The sequence below is a fragment of the Brevibacillus laterosporus genome (assembly GCA_007833815.1).
Lineage (GTDB): Bacteria > Bacillota > Bacilli > Brevibacillales > Brevibacillaceae > Brevibacillus_B > Brevibacillus_B laterosporus_D.
The window spans coordinates 4,054,796-4,075,795 of record CP033464.1 but is presented as its reverse complement, the minus strand read 5'-3'; the positions used below and the strand labels follow the sequence as shown (position 1 = coordinate 4,075,795).

2 protein-coding genes are annotated in these 21,000 nt (G+C 41.2%); both read left to right on the top strand.

All coding sequences use genetic code 11. From position 1 onward, the window contains the following. The first annotated feature begins 114 nt into the window (after positions 1–114). On the top strand, positions 115–7,881 hold the full coding sequence (locus EEL30_19730) for an amino acid adenylation domain-containing protein (protein ID QDX94314.1): 7,767 nt from the start codon (positions 115–117) through the stop codon (positions 7,879–7,881). A 108-nt stretch (positions 7,882–7,989) separates the two neighbouring features. Next, complete coding sequence (locus EEL30_19725) at positions 7,990–20,898, top strand: amino acid adenylation domain-containing protein (GenBank protein QDX94313.1); 12,909 nt, start codon at positions 7,990–7,992, stop codon at positions 20,896–20,898. Positions 20,899–21,000 lie beyond the last annotated feature (102 nt).

Sequence of the window (21,000 nt, the reverse complement as noted above, 5' to 3'; positions counted from 1 at the left end):
GAACTTCTTTATATTTGCTTATGCCTACAAGAAATAAGCATAACAAGCTGTCCAGATAAGTATGATTCCATATCTGAACAGAGGCCGCCCACAGTAAAAAAGGAGTGGATATACGTGGGGAAGACGATGAAGGTAGATAAAACAAACGTAGAAGAAATTTTGGCATTAACGCCTTCTCAAGAAGGAATATTATTTTACTATTTATATAATCTTGAAAGTAGAGAGTATTATGAACAATTGTGCTTGAATTTAGAAGGAATGGTTCAACCAGAACTAATTAAGAGAGCATGGGATTACACTGTTCTACATAATGAAATGCTACGAACGATTTTTCGCTGGGAGAATTTAAAAAAACCAGTGCAGATCATCTTAAAAGATAAACCTGTTTCTGTTCGACAGATTGACCTGTCGATGGTACCTATAGAGCAAAAAGCTGAAAGACTTGCAAATGTAAAACTACAAGATCACAAAGAGCCGTTGCATTTACATACAGAGCCGTTCCGTATTACCTTGTGTAAGTTGTCGGACAATCAGTATGAAATGATTATTACTAATCACCATATCTTATATGATGGCTGGAGCAATGGAGTGTTACTTAACGAATTTTTCCAAGCTTATCATAATCTCAAAGTAGGACAGGAAAGTACAGGAATAGAGAAAAGTACATTCAAAGATTTTGTCAAATGGAGTCAATCTCAGCGGAACAAGGAAGAGGTCACTCTGTTTTGGAAAAACCTTCTCGATGGATTTGATACAAAATCAGTTGTGCTTGCCCGTACAGAGTATAACCTCGAATCCTCGAAGCTTGGGAAAAGCTATACATATGGTTTCTCGCAAAGCTTGACTAATCGTATGAAAGCATTTGTACAAGAACAGAATATTACAATTGCTTCTTTTTTTTACACGGTGTGGGGTCTAGTGTTACAACGCTACAATAACAACCAGGATGTAGTGTTTGGTGTGACTAGTTCGGGACGTACGGCTCCCATTAAAGGGATTGAGCAAATGGTTGGTCTCTTTATTAACACTCTACCGTTCCGAGTAAAAAATCGTTCAGATGAGACGATTATTGATGTTTTGCAAATGATTCATCAGCAGGTGAAGGAACGAGAGGCATATGAATCGATTCCGCTTGTTGATGTAAAAGCATGGACTGATTTGGACAATCAAGAATCGATATTTGATTCTATCATGATCGTCCAGAATTATCCGATTGATTTTAGCTTGATGAACAAATTTTCCGAGTTGTCTGTTCTATCCTATGAGATGAACGAATTAACCAACTATCCGCTGTGTTTGGAAGTCGTCATGAAAGATGACGTGGAATTGCGAATTACTTATCATGAACATCGCTTTGATGAATCTACCATTGAGCGTATTACTGGGCACTTCCTACAAATGATCGAAGGGATTATGAACGCTCCACACGCAAAACTCTTCTCCATTGAGATGATGACGCCTCAGGAGAAGACATTGATTCTCGAAACGTTCAACGATACGACAGTGGATGATCTACAGGAGCAAACGATTCATCAGTTATTTGAGAGTCAGGTAGAGCGTACACCGGATCAAGTGGCTGTAGTCTATGAAGGTGAGCAACTGACGTACCGTGAAGTAAACGAGCGAGCCAATCAATTGGCACGAACTCTGCGAGCAGAAGGGATAGGGCCCGATCAACTCGTTGGCATTATGGTGGAGCGTTCTCTTGACATGATGGTTGGGCTGTTAGGAATCCTGAAAGCGGGGGGAGCTTACGTACCGATTGATCCAGCATATCCGGAAGAGCGCATTCGCTACATGCTAGAAGATACGGGAGCCAAGCTGGTAGTGGTGCACAACCATTTGCAGAAGCGTATTTCTTTTGCCGGAAAATGCCTCATTCTGGATGAGGAAGCTTCCTATCAGAAAGATGCGTACAACCCTGAGCCGATTAGTGGTCCAGCTGATTTAGCCTATGTCATGTACACATCAGGATCGACAGGTAAGCCTAAAGGAGTCATGATTACTCATCAGGCAGTTGTCAATCAGGTGCATGGTATAACAGATCGGATCGACTTTGCTCAAGGAAAGTCAATCCTTTCCGTTACCACAATTTCGTTTGATCCCTTCGTAGTAGAAACGTTCCTTTCGTTAAGTAAAGGGGTAAGGGTCGTCCTAGCTAGTGAGGATCAACAGGCCGATCCGAAAGCCTTGTGCAATGTCATTTGGGAACAGCAAATCGATATGATTCAAATGACGCCTCCTCGTATGCAGATGCTGTTGTCATCTATGCATGGTACAGAGCGGGTGAAATGTTTACAGGGAGTAAGAGAGATTATGCTCGGTGGAGAAGCTCCTCCTGCTTTTTTGCTCAATACGTTACGTGAGCACACTCAGGCACGTTTATACAATATGTACGGTCCGACTGAAACAACGGTTTGGTCATCGGTTGCGGAAGTAACGATAAGAGAGCCCATCACGGTCGGCAAGCCCCTTATGAACAAATATTTCTATATTTTAAGTGCTCAGAGCCAACTTCAACCGATTGGGGTAGCAGGTGAGCTATGTATCGCGGGGGAGGGACTAGCAAGAGGCTACTGGAACCGTCCAGAATTAACGGCGGAGAAATTTGTGGAAAACCCGTTTATGCCAGGAAGTAAAATGCATAAAACAGGAGATTTGGCAAAGTGGCTTCCCGATGGCACCATTGAGTGTCTGGGTCGAATCGATCATCAAGTTAAAATCCGGGGCTATCGTATTGAGCTTGGGGAAGTAGAAGCACAGCTAGTAAACATGGAAGCGGTGCAGGAAGCCGTGGTAATCGCACGGGAAGACCAAGCTGGGCTCAAACAATTATGCGCGTATATTGTGGCAGAAAAGCAATTGACCATGAGTGAACTAAAAAGTAGCTTGTCTCGTGAACTGCCTAGCTACATGATCCCGTCTTACTTCGTGCAGTTGGATAAAATGCCCCATTCACCAAACGGAAAGATCGATCGTAAGGCTTTGCCTGCCCCAGAGGGTAGCAGCATCCATACGGGAGTGGAATACGTAGCACCTCGTACAGAAATAGAAGCTAAAATGGAAAAAATCTGGTGTGAAATCTTAGGGATAGAAAAAGTGGGAATGAACGATAATTTTTTTGAATTGGGTGGTCATTCTCTCAAAGCATCTCAATTTATCTCTACATTAGGAAAAGTCTCTCACAAGCATCTTCCGCTACGAGCCGTATTTAACACACCTACAATTGCGGAGTTAGCGGCATTGATTGAGGATGAGACATTAATTGATTATATGAAAATTGAAAAGGCACCGTTACAAGATTACTATCCGATTTCTTCTGCACAGAAACGATTGTTTGTCCTGAATAAAATGGATGAGGGTTTAACGACTTATAACATGCCAGGGATGCTATCGCTGAAGGGCAACGTAGATCGTACTCGCATGGAAAAGGCACTTCACCAATTGTTGAATCGGCACGAGGCTTTACGAACCTCTTTTCATTTTGTAAATAGCGAAGTAGTGCAACGGATTCATCAGCATGTCGAGTTCTCCATTCAAGAAAACCGAATACTGGAGCGTATGGACGTAGGAATGGATCAATCAATCGTTATCTCCCAATTAATCGACGCTTTTGTGCAGCCGTTTGATTTGGAACAAGCTCCGCTATTAAGAGTTGAGCTAGTACATCTAGAGAATGAAGAATATCTTCTCTTGTTTGATATGCATCATATTATTTCTGATGGGTCAACGATAGAGCTGTTCATCAAAGAATTTATGAGTTTGTATGCAGGCGAAACATTGCCTGATCTGTCTATCCAGTATAAAGATTATACCGTCTGGCACAACGCCCGTCTTGCTTCAGATGAATGGGAAAAAAAGGAGCAATATTGGTTATCGCAATTTGCTGACGAAATTCCAATATTACATTTGCCTACTGACTTTACCCGTCCTCCATCTAAAAGCTTCGCTGGGGATCATGTGCTGATGGAATTGGATAAAGAAGAGACTACTGTCATCAATCGATTTGCATTGGAAAATAACGTAACTCCTTTTATGGTGCTTCTTGCGACATATCATGTTTTGTTGGCTAAATATTCAGGACAAGATGATCAAGTAATTGGTTCTCCTATTGCAGGGCGGACACATGCTGATTTACAAAATATAATGGGAATGTTTGTAAATACATTGCCGTTCCGTAATCGCGTGGAACAACAGGAGAGTTTCCGTTCTTTCCTTGCTAGAGTGAAACAAAACGTATTATTGGCTATTGAGCATCAGGAGTATCCATTTGAAGAATTGGTGCAAAAGCTGGATGTGGAGCGCAATGTAGAAAGAAATCCGCTGTTTGATACCATGCTTATCCTGCAAAATATGGAAAGTAAAGAACTAACTTTAGATGATGCAAGGATTAGCCAATCTGTATTTCCAACAAAAACATCAAAGTTCGATTTGACTCTCGAAGCAAAAGAAAAGGAAGGACGATATCATTTCCGTTTAGAATACTGCAAGGATTTATTCTACAAAAAGACGGGAGAACAGCTATTAAAACATTTCATTAATCTATTGAAAATCGTCACGAAGAACCCTGATTTGACCTTTGGCAGAGTGGATTTTCTATTGCCGGAAGAAAAAAATCAGCTTTTAGTGGAATTTAACCATACAGCAATGTCCTATGATCGGGATAAGACCATTCATCAATTATTTGCTGATCGTGTAAAGTTATCACCAAATCAAATCGCAGTGATTTGTGAGGAACGATCACTAACTTATCAAGAAGTAGATGCTCAGGCCAACCAAATTGCGCATTATTTACTCGAACATCATCAGGTAAAACCTAATCAATTAATTGGAATCCTTATTGAACGATCTGAATTAATGCTGATCGCTATGCTTGGAATTCTTAAGGCAGGGGCTGCCTATGTTCCAATTGATCCAGTGTTACCTGATGAACGGATAAAGGTAATCGTTAATGAAGCAAAAATAAGTGTTGTGCTATCAACGACCCGTTTTGTCCATCAGCTTAATGCGTTGCAATGGGAATGCCCGACTTTTACTACCTTTGTTTGCCTTGACAACGATGAGATCAATGCCATTGAATCTAGCCAAACGAACGAGTTGATTGACCAGAAATTGTGGAATCATATCGGTTCAGTTGGTAAAGATGAGATCGCTATTGGTGGATGGGTCAGCAGTTTTACTGGACAACCATTCTCTCAAGTAGAAATGAGCGAGTACAGCAAAAACGTACTGCATAAGCTAAAGCCTCATCTAAATTCCCGAACGAGGGTATTGGAGATTGGGTGTTCATCTGGCTTAACTATGTTCGAGTTGGCTCCATATGTTGGTTCTTATTATGGTACGGATTTATCTAGTGTCATCATCGAAAAAAATCGACAAAAAATGGAACGCGAAGGTGTTTCTAACATTAAACTTGCTACTTTGGCTGCTCATCAGATTAATCAATTGAAAGAGCGGGACTTTGATGTTGTGATTTTGAATAGTGTTATCCAATATTTCCCTAATTATAACTATTTACGCTTTGTGCTAGCGAGGGCATTAGAGATGTTAGGAAAAAATGGAATCCTGTTTATTGGTGACATTATGGATTTGACGTTGAAAGAAGAGATGATCCAGTCATTAACCGATTTTAAGAGAGCACAGGTCGATGAAAAATATCGTACCAAAACAGAGTTTACATCTGAACTGTTTATCTCTCGTTCATTCCTAGAAGATTGGCTAGAGGAGAATGCTGAGGTCACTCATGTTGCTTTTTCTAAAAAAGAACACAGCATCGAAAACGAGTTGACCCGGTACCGTTACGACGCCTTATTTAACGTTGATAAAGAGTGTTTTCGAGAGGATGCTTTGGCAAAACAAGATGTAGCTACTAGACACAAGAATCAACATGGTGTGTCCATCATAACTGGACACCCTACAGATGAAATTAATACACCAGTACCTGCTAATTCACTTAGCTACGTTTGCTTTACTTCTGGCTCAACGGGAAAACCGAAAGGCGTAATGATCGAGCATCGTGGTGTGCATAATTTTATTGAAGCTGCTGTAAAAGTCATTCCTTATCAAGAGGGAAAACGTCTTGTTTCTGTTACTAATATTAGCTTTGATGTTCTCGTGCTGGAAACCTTTGTACCTCTCGTTAAAGGAGTCACTGTGATTATCGCTACGGAAAGTGAACAGCGCGATCCGAGACGTTTGAGCGAGTTAATTATTAACAACGAGACGAGCATGATACAAGTCACTCCATCACGGCTTCAATTGCTGATGAACGACGAGGGATGTCATAACAGTTTAAGTCTGCTTGAAGTCATTATGATTGGTGGAGAAGCTTTTTCAACAGTTCAATTAAAAGGACTGCAATCCATCACGCATGCCAAGCTATTTAATTTGTATGGACCTACTGAGACGACTGTATACTCCACGATTGCAGATTTAACCGGAAAAGAAACAGTAACCATTGGTCAGCCAATCGGTAACACCAGTATCTACATTGTAGATAAAGAAAAAAATGTGGTACCTATTGGGGTACAAGGGGAACTGTGTATTGCAGGAGATGGAGTAGCAAGAGGGTATTTATATCGACCTGACCTGACTTTTGAAAAGTTTGTACCCGACCCGTTTGATGTAGAAGACAACTCGGCTCGAATGTATTGCACAGGTGATTTAGCAAGATGGCGTGAGGATGGTACCCTTGAATATTTGGGGCGATCTGATCATCAGGTGAAAATTAGGGGTTATCGCATTGAATTAGGAGAGATTGAGGAACGCTTGCAGAGCCACGAAGAGATCACTGAAGCGGTCGTTCTCATTAGCGAAGATACGTTTGGCAATAAAACATTGATTGCCTACATTGTCTCTCAAACCCAACTTTCGGCTGCACCTCTGCGTGATTTTGTTAAAGAAGCACTTCCAGAGTATATGGTGCCAGCGCATTTTGTACAAATAGATAAGATGCCACTTACTCCAAGTGGTAAGGCCGATCGTAAATCTCTTGAAAAGACAACGACGAAACTCGCTACAGGCACTGCATTTGTTGCGGCATCCAATGAGGTAGAAGAAGTGTTGCTTTCCATTTGGGAAGAATTACTTGGCGTTACAGGCTTTGGTATTCATGATAACTTCTTTGACCTTGGTGGAAATTCTTTGTTACTTGTACGAATGCACAGTCTTGTTGATGAAAAATATCCAAATCGTGTGACTGTGACTGATATGTTTACCTACCCATCAATTGGTAAAATATCCCATATTTTGCATGGTGATATAGAGCAATCGCAGGCACTTACTTTACCAAGCATTTCGCTGGACCGAGATTACTTTACCAGTAATCAGATTCAGTCGGGTTCCTTGTTTGAAGCAGAACTAAAAGCGGCTGCTGTGATTAAGTTACAGCAGATGGCGGAAGCAGAACATGTGACCATAGAAGATATCTTTGTCGCTGCTTATGTATTCTTACTTTCCCAAATTAGTGGAACTAAGCAGATGGCAATCCAGCTACTGATGCAAAACTCGAATCAATTTGTGTCACTAGACGCAGATGTAAGCTCGATGTCTAACTTCCCAGAGTTGTTCCGCTTTGTCCATCAAAAACAGAAAGCGATAGATGATACGAAGATATATAGGGTAGATGAGCTTTCTGGTTTAGTAATGTCCAAAGAACCATTTACCGTTACACCGTTACTTTATCGAAAAGGACTTGCAACAAAGCGCAGTGAGATGAATGACATTTTTGATATCCTGCTTGAAATTGACCGAGGTAGCCAAAATATATACCTCCGTCTCGATTATCAGCCTCAACGACTTCGAAGCGAAAAGATGAAAGAGCTGTTCAATGCGTATATGAAACTTCTGACGATGATAATAGAAAACTATCAAACTTCGTAAAGCTCCGTATACACAAAAAACGATTGTTGCCTGATGCCTTATCGATTTATTTCATGCTTTAGGGATCAGGCAGCAGTCTTTGTAACCTGAAAAAGGAGTGAGACACCGTTGCTCGATTTTCATTCATTCAAACTTGACGGTCTAATCAAAGAAAATATAAGTGAGATTAAAGATGTTGATAAGAAAGCTATTGCAATTATTGGTATGTCTGGTCAATTCCCAATGGCTGATCATATAGAAGATTTTTGGAATAACATCTGCAACGGGGAAGATTGTATCACCCCGTTTCCCGAAACTAGGAGGGGGGATACTGAAGCGTATTTACATGCGATCAATTCTTCTGCTGAAGCTACGTATTATGAGGGTGCCTTTCTGGAAGAAATCGACAAATTTGATGCTACTTTTTTTCGTCTTTCTCCTAAAGAAGCCTCATTCATGAATCCAAATCAGCGCTTGTTTCTAGAGACAGCATGGCATGCTCTTGAAGATGCGGGGTACGGCGGTGATACATGTAAAGGTACCAAAACTGGAGTATACGTGGGATTCAGTGGAGATGCTTTACATGACTACAAAGGTTTGATTACGGAAGTTGGACATGATTCGATCCCGTTGTTTATACCAGGAAATCTATCAGCGATTATCGCAAGTCGAATAGCGTATATATTGGATTTACATGGGCCATCCCTGACAATTGATACAACTTGCTCTTCATCAGCGGTGGCTATTCATACCGCTTGCCAAGCGATCCGTAATGGGGAGTGCAGCATGGCAATTGCGGGAAGTGTGGGTCTTCATTTTCTGCCGCTAGACAATGAGTTAAAACTAGGAATTGAATCGTCAACTCGGCGTACTCGCACATTCGATAGGAATTCGGATGGGACAGGGGTAGGTGAAGGTGTAGCCGCTCTCATTTTGAAACCATTGCATCAAGCTCTCCATGATCGTGACCATATCTATGCAGTGATTAAAGGGAGTGCGCTTAATCATGATGGTACGTCAAACGGTCTGACTGCGCCCAATGTGATGGCGCAAAAAGACGTAATCCTTGCCGCTTGGCAAGATGCTGGAATTGAACCCGAAACCATTTCCTATATAGAAGCGCATGGTACGGGGACGTCACTAGGTGATCCTATTGAAGTAGAGGCGATTAAAAAAGCATTCCGTACGTTCACGGATCGCCGCCAGTTTTGCGCAATCGGATCTGTTAAGTCAAATATTGGCCATCTTGGGACAGCGGCCGGAATTGCAGGAATTATCAAGGCGGTTCTAGCTTTAAAACACAAAAAACTGCCTCCAACTCTTCATTTTGAGATGCCTAATCGCCAAATTACATTTGAAGATTCTCCTGTATATGTAAATACGGCTTTGCGTACATGGGAAGCAGATGAAAGTCCTCTGAGATGCGGTGTCAGCTCATTTGGATTAAGTGGAACGAACTGCCACATGATCTTAGAAGAAGCCCCGATACAGGAGGATGAGGTAGCTGATTTTTCATTACAGCGGGTTGACGTTTTAGCGCTTTCTGCCAAAAATTCGGTCTCTCTTCAAGCGCTTGTACAGAGTTATGTAAGTTTTTTGTCTGATAAATCGGAGGAGACGCTATCCGATATTTGTTATACAGCTAATAGAGGGCGATCACACTATACCCATCGTCTTGCCATAACATTTTGCAACAAGCAAGAGCTAATCGAACAGCTAGAACAAGCGTCTATTGAACTAGCGACGGTTGATTCGAAAGAGTCGATGCTGAATTTGAGTACAAGCTCGTTTCATGGGACACATAAGATTGTGCCAGAAAAACAGAGAGACCTTCTTAGGGGAAACGTTAGCGAAAGTGACATCGAAGGATTCTCGAAGGAAGCAAAAGCAGTAGCCGAGATATACATAGAAACAGAACGAACAAATGCCGAAGCTTTATCCAATTTATGCCGCGCCTATGTAAGGGGAGCTTTTATCGAATGGGATGTCATCTATAGTAGAGAGAATCGAAAGCGTATCAGCGTACCCGTATATGCTTTTGACCGCAAGCGACATTGGATTGAATCCCGTACACCGGTTGTTAAAAAAAGGGAGGAAAGCATTGTGAACGCACAGACAAGCAACTCAGAAGAAAAAAGTAGTCATTCCGATGCGACACGATTGGAAAAAATCTTACAAACCTTGAAACGTATGGTATGCGTGCAAGCAGGAATAGATGAACAGGAATTTGATGTGCAAGCTAATTTTTATGATCTAGGATTTGACTCGATTCTATTTATTCAATTGAACAACCAAATCAAAGATACATATGGTGTTCAAATTTCGTTTAATATGTTTTTTGAAGAATTAAATAACACATACAATGTAGCAAATTATATAGCGCAAATGTTACCAGATGAATCTGTACTAACAAATATGGAGCAGGCGGCTTTGCCTGCAACGCCAATATACTCGCCTCAAGAGAATATGCAAGAAAACAGTATTGCATATACACAAATAATGCCTTCTGTTGACCAAAAACAAACTCTTTCCAGTACTGGAAATACCCTTTCTGCGGGGTTTGAACAACTGATGAGTCAACAATTAGAAATAATGGCGAAACAACTCGATGTCCTGCGGTTCCTACAACCAGAAGCTCAGATGGCGACCTTACCACAGTCTTACGTGAAAACGAATGAAAGCAATTCACAAACACCATCACCAGCACCTGTAGTTGTAAAAGAAACCTCCACCACTTCTAGACAGATAGAAAAAGTAGAAAATAAAAGAGACGTGTTCATTCCTTATCAAAAGGTTGCTATCGAGTCACCGAATAACGTAACAGTGCAAGAACAGAACTATGTAAATGATTTTATGAATAGATATTCTGACAGAACTCGTTCTTCTAAGTTGATGGCGCAAACGTATCGAAATGTACTTGCAAACAACCGAAATGTGGCGGGATTCCGTTCCACATGGAAAGAGATGATTTACCCTATAGTCAGCGATCGAGCTATGGGCTCTAGACTCTGGGATATAGATGGAAACGAATATATAGACATATGCATGGGATTTGGGGTTAACCTACTTGGACATAATCCTGATTTTATTACAGAAGCGATTAATGAAGAGTTGAAGCGTGGTTTCCCAGTTGGGCCTATGTCACGCTTGAGTGGGGAAGTGGCTCAATTAATTGCTGATGTTGCAGGAGTTGACAGGGTTGCTTTCTATAACTCAGGCACGGAAGCAGTTATGGTCGCTGTACGGGTAGCGCGTGCCTTTACTGGCCGTTCAAAAATTGCAATTTTTGCGGGTTCTTACCATGGCAGCTTTGACGGTATTTTAGCCCGCTCTAATACGACTAGAGGAGATGGAAGCTCCAATCCAATGGCTCCAGGAGTTCCTTCAAGCATGACCGAAGATGTGCTTGTTCTTGAATACGGTAGTGAGAAGTCATTGCAAATCATTCGGGAAAATGCTCATGATTTGGCGGCTGTATTGGTTGAGCCAGTTCAAAGTCGTGAGCCAGATTTACAACCAAAAGAGTTTTTACACGCTCTACGTTCGCTTACAACTGAGCTTGGCACTGCGCTTATCTTTGATGAAGTGATTACTGGATTCCGTATCCATCCAGGAGGTGCGCAAGCGTGGTTTGGTATTCAAGCGGACATAGTTACCTATGGAAAAATTGTTGGCGGTGGCATGCCGATCGGTGTTGTTGCGGGTAAAACTGCCTTCCTAGATTGTATTGATGGAGGATACTGGCAATATGGTGATCAGTCTTATCCGCCAAATGCGGAGAAACGTACTTTTGTTGCGGGAACCTTTTGTCATCATCCCCTTACCATGGTAGCCGCCAAAGTGACTTTGGAGCACTTAAAACAACATGGCAGTAGCTTACAAGAAGAGGTAAATCAACGAACAGCTCGGATGTGCCAGATCTTAAATGCTTACTTCAAGGAGCAGAATATTTCCATTCGAATGGTTCATTTCGGATCTTTGTTCCGTTTTGTATTGAAAGGTGCTCAGGAAATCTTATTCTATCATTTGCTACAACGTGGAATTTACACCTGGGAAGGAAGAAATTGCTTTTTGTCTACTGCTCATAGTGACCATGACGTCGAAAAAATTATTGATGCAGTTATAGGGAGCATTGAGGAGATGAAAGAAGCTGGTTTTTTTCCTAACACTCCCTTATTAGAGAGCAGAAGTAAGGGAGTAAAAGCGGAGCTACAGGCATCACTTTCAGAAGAGCAAAAGCAAATGTGGTTTTTTTGCCAACTGGGAGAGGAAGAGTCTCGTTCCTATAACGAATGCTTCACGCTTCAACTAACAGGTCAATTAAAAATAGATGAGATTCGTCAAGCACTGCAAAAACTTGTCGATAGGCATGAATCACTGCGAACAACTTTCAGTGTAGATGGAGAATTCCAGCGTATACAGCCAACGCTTGAGATTGATGTTCCGCTTGTTGATTTTCGGGAGTGGAAAGGAAATGAAGCAATAGAACAGGTGCAAATTTGGCTGGATAACGCAGGGAAACAAGTATTTGACCTTGAAAAAGGTCCCTTGTTTAAAGCCTATATCCTTCAACTGGAGAATGATGTCTACCAACTTGTTTTCATTATTCATCATATTATTGCGGATGGCTGGTCGATAGGTATTCTTGTGAAAGAACTGGAGTCCCTTTACGCGGCCGCATATAATGGGCAGGCTATTAATCTACCAGAACCTATGCAATACCGACAATTTATAACATGGCAAGAACAGCAACTCAGTCAACTTCCGGAAGCAATATCCTTTTGGACACAACAGAGTAGAAAGCCGTTCGAAGTGCTGGATTTTCCGATTTCAAAAATCAAGCCTGCTAAACGTAGCTACTTAGGGAATCGAACTTCTCTGATTCTAGATGCTGATTTATCCTACAATCTGAGAGAATTCAGTAAAAGACAGAGAAATAGCTTATTTATGACTCTTTTAGCCGCATTTCAGGTGTTTTTGCAAAAGGTGACGGGCCAAAATTCCATGTTCATTGGCATCCCTAGTGGAGGACAAGCCCTTTCGGGTTCCTCACATTTGGTTGGTCAATGCGTAAATATGTTACCCATCCATGGTCAGATAGACTCAGATATGACCTTTGCAGAGGTCAGTAGCTTGGTGAAAAAGAATACCCTAGAGGCTTATCAATATCAACATTGTTCAATGGCTCTGATTGGTAAACTGCTAGCTTCCCAACCGGATAGTCCTAAACTTCCAGGCATTACTGCAACGTTTAACATGGATCGTCCGATTGATAAGTTGCAATTTCCTGAGTGTGAAGTAGAGTTCGTCCCTTTTCCAAAAGTTTCAACCAAACAAGATATCGGACTTAATGTTATTGAAGTGGGAGTTGAATTACAGCTTGAGTTTGAATACAATGCTGATCTCTCAGAAAATGGTGTTATAGATGGATGGATAAATGGCTTTTCTAGCTTGTTAGAACATTTGGTGAGATCTCCTGAGCAGTCACTAACAACCATTTCATTGCCAACACAGCTGGTAGCACCACAAGACAGGGGAGAGCGAAGTATTCGAGCAAGTAAGGAGAAATCTCTTGTTCATGAGCAAGTGGAAAAATGGGCGTTGGAACATCCAGACAAGAATGCCGTTTTATGTGGTTATGGGAAAATGACATATCAGTCCCTAAATGAACAGGCTAACCAACTGGCACGCTGGTTAGAGAAAATAGAGATAGAGACAAATGAACCAGTGATCATCTGCTTGCCTCCATCTGCTGAAGCTATCATTAGTATTCTTGCTGTGATGAAAGTAGGTTACGCATATTCTTACTTACATGAAGAGATAGCTGACAAATTACAAGATGCAGTCGTCTTGACACGAGAGGCAACATCTCCTGTCTTCAGAGCAAATGCTAAGCAAATAATTGATCTTCAAGAACGAAAGGAAGAACTGGAAAAAATAGATAAATCAAACTTACACCGCGAGAACATCGAGAATAAATGTGTCCAAATAATTCCAGGTGTGGGCGGTTTTACTCATCAACAGCTTATGGATTACGCAGATACAATCAGTGAAAAATTCAAGATCACCAATACAGATTGTGTTCATGTTAGCGCAACAGAGGAAGTAGGCTTTTGGGAAAAGCTGTGGATACCGACTTTGGTCAGTGGGGCAACGTTGCGGATGTCTCATCAAGGAGAATGTCCTATCTACGATACTGATCAGACCCTCGACACGATTTTAATTCATAAAGGTAACAAAGCAGACGAAAGAACAAAACAGTTACTTGTGTCTTTACAGGAAGCTGATCATCTCAAGCTTGTAGTCCTCGACACGGGTTTATTGTTGCAACACCATCTGCCTTTATGGAGAGAGGTTTTATCGGGTGATTTCAGTTTGTTACGTACTTTCAGCATAAAACATTTTCCGATGCTTGTTACGGTTCATGATATATCAGATGTAGATACGACTGTCACACCACTGCATAAAGTGTCTTTGGGACAACCAATAGGTTTTCTTCATCCATACATCGTGGATGATCGAAGGTTACCAGTCGCAACGGGCGTAGTAGGCGAACTATGTCTTACATGGGAACATGGTGACAATCAGATTACATATCCTACCAAAGAGCTAGCTCGATTGTTACCTGACGGGGATTTGGGATATATAGGAAAAAAAGAGCGGTGGACAAAACGTAATAATTATCGCATACACCCACAAGAGATTGAAGCGGTGCTTGAGCTATATCCTGATGTGGATAGCTCATTGGTGATGATAGGGTGCAATTCACATTTGGATCAGAGTGAGGGTTTAAACAAAAATAGGGAGATTCTTTCTGCTTATATCTTTACTAGCGTGCCAAATCAATTTGATATCCAGAGGCTTCGCTCGTTCTTATTAACTAATCTCCCAGAATCAATGCGTCCTACCAATTTTGTGAGACAACAGGAAAAGCCTCTTCGGAGTGATGGAAGCATTGAGCTTTCTGCCTTACCTGATCCGTTCTCCAGCCAAGAACATTGGAACAGTGCTACTCCACCTGCCAACGATATGGAGAAGAAAATTTGGTCCATCTGGAGTGATGTTTTGGGAACAGAACAATTTGGTACGGAAGATAACTTTTTTGATCTAGGGGGTCAATCTCTACAAGCATCTACAATTGCGATGAGAGTGCAGAAAGAATTTGATTGTTTTATCCCTTTGCTTCATATGTTTCTATATCCAACCATAAGGGAGCTAGCGGTCAATATTGTAAATAAAGATGGTGGGAGTGTACCTGATTTCACAAAAGTGGAGAAACAAGACTATTATCCAGTTTCTTCTGTCCAGAAACGTTTGTATGTTCTAACAGAGCAGCAGGCTGATAATGGAACCAGCTACAACCTACCTGCTGGAGTTAGTATCGATGGAATACTGGACTATACAAAACTTCGTGAGCAGATCAAGCACGTCATTTCGCGCCACGAATCGTTGCGCACCTCTTTTCATCTTAGAGATGGTGAAATTGTTCAACGAATTCACGATGAAGTAGACATTCCATTGGTGTTTACAGAAGGAACAGAGGAGCAGCTAAGTAGCATCACAGAGGAATTTATCAGACCTTTTGTGCTTTCCCAAGCACCTCTTATACGTCTGCAAGTAGTAAAAATAACAGAGAAAAAACACATTTTGCTACTGGATATGCATCACATTATTTCAGATGGTCTCAGTATGAATATCCTGATAAAGGAACTGCTTCATCTATATCAAGGTGAACAGTTACCTGAGCTAAGTGTCACATACAAAGATTTTGCATCTTGGCAAAATAAATTCCTATCTACTGAAAATGTGCAGAAACAAGAAGAGTATTGGCGTAATGTGTTGGCCGAACCACTGCCAGATTTAAATCTTCCTGCTGATACAACAGCGTCTTCTGTTCAAAATGATCGGGGATATGTGCAAAGTTTCAAGATTGATGCAGAAACGACAGCAGCTCTCAAAAAGATAAGTGATCAGTGTAGGGCAACGTTATATCATACTCTCTTTGCCGTATATGAGATTTTTCTTGCCAAATGTTGTTATGCCGAAGATATCTTGGTAGTCACTGTGACCTCGGGTCGTACTCATCCATTAGTGGAAAATATGGTGGGTATGTTCGTTAACACATTACCTGTCCGGCTACAAGTGACAAGCAATAAAACGTGGCTAGGTTTGATTGAAGAGATGAAACAGCAAATTGTGGGAATGATTGAAAATCAGGATTACCCACTCGAATACATGGTAGAACGGCTTGAATTCCCCATGGAAAAGGTTCGTGCAGGCTTTACGTATCAAAGCGCAGATCAAGAATTGCCGGATACCTTGTCGGCAGGAGGTTTAACGCTGACACCATTTGAGGTTAAAAATTCAGCTTCTCGTACTGATTTGAGCTTGCTAATCCAAGAAACGAATGATGGCTTGTCCTGCCTTATGGAATGCAATGCTGAAATTTTTAACGAAACAAAGCTGGATGTGTTGAGTGATTGGTTCAACAAGCTGATTACTGAACTTCTTGAGCATCCACAAGTCGAAATTCGTAAGATACAAATGAGTAATGGCACGGAAAGCTCATTATTTAACCATTTAGCATTATCTAAAGCTGATTATGAGTGTGTCTATCCGCTCACTACTACTCAACGGGATATGTACTACGATATCCTACTTGACCAGAACAATGAGCAAGTCTATCTTTACGCCTTTTCAATAGATCTTCCAGCAAAGATCAACAAAGAGTTATGGAAACGAGCAACTGAGAATGTCTTTAATCAAACACCGCAGATTCATACGCATCTGATTAAGGATGGCGATACACTCTATCAAGCTGTGAGGAGAAATAGTCCGTTTTCCTATGATGAACACATAACAAGTGGAGTGGAATCAAGTAGCAGTTTTATAAACAAGCTGATAGATCAAGAGATAAATGCTTCTTGGAACTTGTTTGAGCCAATGCTGGTTAAATTTTTACTTGCTAGCGATCCAGACGGCAATCATACGTTTGGTATCTTGGTTCATAATCTCGTCATTGATGGTGCTTCAGTAAAAATTCTTCTTGAGCGTATTGCTGCAAGCTATGAAGCTTTGGAGACCGGTAAAGAATGTACGACAAAGGAAACAGAAAGCTTTTCCCGTTATGTGCCGTATAATCTGCAGTCGTTTGACACAGGTGTCATCCAGGATTATTGGAAAGAAAAGCTCTCTGCTGTAGAACAGCCTTCCACGCTTGGCGTAGAGAAGAGATCAGGCTTAGCAACTCAAAGGACTCAGATACCTGTTGAATTGTTCGAACAGATAAAGAGTTATTGCGAAAAAGAACAAGTGAGGTTGCCACAATTCTTTTGGGGACTGTATGGTCTGTTAGTTAAAATGTACAGCAACCAACAGGCAGATTTTGTGATACGCAACATTATTAATGGACGCTCACGTAAGCATGTACAGACCGTAGGGAACTTTTATCAAGTGACACCAATGTTGTTTTCACAACAAATTTTTAAATCAGGTATGGAGATTGGTGATTATTTCGCCCACTTGATGAAAATGAAAACAGATGATGCTAAACATCGAGATATTTCCATGCTGGCGCAAAAGGATATTCTTGGAGAAGAAGAAAACGCATTTTACTTCAACTATCTTAATTTTACGATGGTTTCGATACAGGGCGAGATGGTTCAGTTGAACGAGCATCTTAATTATTCTGACCGACAGGTGAATGTAATGGTCAAATCGTTGTCAAATTCGGTTGAGCTTGCCATACACTATAATCAAAAAGCGTTTCCAGGCGAATCGTTTTTAGATTGTTTTATTCACGTAGCTAAACAGATTATAAATGGAAAAAAAATCTTGTCAGAATTAGATTATCTCGGAAATCAGTCGGAGATGATCAATCAATACAACGCAACTGAACGCGATTTTGATACAGAACGTTCCATTCATCACTATGTGGAAGAGTACGCGTTGAAACAACCCGAGAAGGTAGCGCTACACTATCAAGATTGTCGGGTTACCTATCAAGAATTAAATGAATGGGCGAATCGCTTAGGGCATTTACTAGGTAAAACGGGACTGACAACAGAAGGACTGGTCGGTATCTACATGGAGCGATCACCACGTATGGTAGAAAGCATTCTCGCTGTGTGGAAAGCAGGAGCAGTTTATACACCGATTGATTCGGAATATCCACTAGATCGTGTCGTTGGGATTCTGCAAGAATCGAAAGCGCAGGTGTTACTGACTACTAGTGATTTGGTGAGCGACGCATTAAGAGAAGGTTTTGCAGGGAAAATAATCATTCTTGACCAGTTAACAGATGACCTTATGCAGGAAAGTATAGAAAATCTACACTTGTCAATTGATATGAACCAACTTTCTTACGTCATTTACACGTCAGGTTCCACAGGAAAACCAAAAGGTGCAATGGTGGAGCACATCGGCATGATGAACCATATTTTTGCTAAAGTCCATGGCGCAAAAATAACGAGAGAAAGTGTTGTGGCACAAAATTCTTCCCATTGTTTTGATATCTCAGTCTGGCAGTTTTTTGTTGCCCTTGTCTGCGGTGGAACTACAGTGATCTATCCAAACGATTTGATCGTTGATACGAAACACTTTATAGAAAAAGTAAACCATTACGGTGTGACTGTACTAGAAGTAGTGCCTTCCTATCTGTCAGTAATGCTTGATCTGCTTGAGAGAGAATTCCAAGCATTCAATTCACTGGAGTACCTACTTGTTACAGGAGAGACCCTTAAACAAAACGTAGTGGAGAAATGGTTCAGACTCTACCCTTCAATTCCTGTAATCAACGCATACGGTCCAACTGAGGCATCCGACGATATTACTCATTACCTTATGGATTCCATACCAGATATAGCGATTATCCCAATCGGACAACCTCTGCAAAACTTTAACATTTACATTGTCAACGAACATCTTCAACAGTGTCCGATTGGTGTAAAAGGTGAGATTATCGTCTCGGGAATTGGTGTAGGTCGAGGCTATTTGTATGATCCAGAGCGGACACAAGCCTCATTTATGGATGATCCGTTTACTGTGGAAAAAGGACGCCGTTTGTATAAAACAGGTGATTTGGGAAGATGGCTTCCAGGTGGTATCATCGAATTTTTTGGACGTAAGGACCATCAGGTGAAAATTCGTGGCTTCCGTATAGAATTGGGCGAAATTGAAAGCAAATTGGTTCAAATTCCGTCAATCAATGAAGCCATTGTAACGGATCATGTAGATGAATTTGGTAACAAGTATCTTTGCGGATATATGGTATGTAAAAGCCAGATAGACATTGCAGAAGTGAAAGCATCCTTAGCGGAAGTGTTGCCTGCTTATATGATTCCATCGTACCTTATCCAATTAGATCAGATGCCGGTCAATACCAATGGAAAGGTAGATCGTAAAGCGTTACCTGTACCTGTACTAGAATCGACCAGAGAGTTGATTGAGGCAGAAAACGTAACAGAAATAAAATTGGTTCAGATATGGGAAAGTGTACTTGGTATGAAGAGTGTCAGCGTGACCGATCATTTCTTTGAAAACGGTGGGCATTCATTAAAAGCAATTATGCTTCTCTCACGCATTCACAAGGTTTTTAATGTCGATATGAGTCTGCGGCAAATCTTTGAAATGCCGACGATCAGGGAACAGGCCACGTACCTTCGCAATGCGGAAAAAAGCATGCATCTATCCATTCAACCTGCACCAAAACAGGATTGCTATCCGCTATCCGATGGACAGAAGCGTCTCTTCCTGCAACATCAGCTAAACATTGAAAGCACGAGCTACAATATGCCGGGCGTAATGTTGATGGAAGGTGAGCTGGATAAAGTGCGACTTGAAAACGTGTTGCAAGAAATCGTAAATCGTCACGAAAGCCTTCGCACTTCGTTTGACTTAGTAGATGGAGAACCGATGCAGATCATTCAAGAAGCACCTCAGCTACCTTTTACTCATATGAAAGTGGCAGAGCAAGATATAGATGAACAAATTAGGCTTTTTGTCCGACCGTTCGATTTGAGTCAGTCTCCACTGCTTCGGGTTACCCTAGCAGAGCTGTCTGATAAGAGACATTTGTTATTGGTTGACTTGCATCACATCATTTCCGATGGGGTTTCTATGGGAGTTCTCATCCGAGATATCATGGATTTGTACCAGGGTAAAGAGCTTGCACCACTTCCTATCCAGTATAAGGACTTTAGTCATTGGCAGACACAAGCAGGGAAAAGAATTTTGGAGACCCAAGGAGAATATTGGAAAAATATTTTTGCTAATGAAGTACCCGTTCTTACTCTTCCAACAGATTTGGATCGCCCGGCTGTGAAGAGATATGAGGGTGAACGTATACGTTTCGGGATTGATCCAGTTATAAGTCAAGGAGTGCAGAAGATAAGTAAAGAGAGTGGCACAACCACATTTATGGTGCTAATGGCTACCTATCAAATCTTACTAGCTAAATATGCAAATCAAGAAGATGTCGTAACAGGTACAGCAGTCGCCGGACGTTCGCATTCCGATCTTGAAAATGTTATGGGTATGTTTATTAATATCTTACCAATACGAACTCAGCCGCATAGTGGTAAAACATTTGTTCAATTTCTCTATGAAGTGAAGCAACAGATACTTCAGGCATTTGAGTACCAACAATTTCCAATGGAACAATTGCCAGAAATGTTGAAGCTTTCACGTGATCTTAGCCGAAATCCGCTATTCGATACTATGTTCACTATGCAGAACATGGAAATCCCAGAATTGGCATTGGAAGGCATCCGATTTGCTCCATATCCATATGCTCCTAAAGTCGCTAAGTTTGACCTAACATTAGAGGCAAAAGAGCAGGAGAACCAACTATATTTTGAACTAGAATATGCAGTTAGCTTATTTAAACGGGAAACAGCAGAACGGATTATCCGGGATTATCAACACATTCTGCAAGCTGTAGTGTTAGATGATCAAGTAAAATTACGCGACATTATCTTGGAGAAACCTTTCCATAAGGTAAGGAAATCGATTCAAAAAGAAATTGATTTTAATTTCTAGAAACCTGAACCATAACTCTATCACCCTAGGACTAAGGATTTTAGTCGCGGGGTGATAGGGGATTGATTGAGAAAACGGGGAATTTATTCGGATATGAGCTTG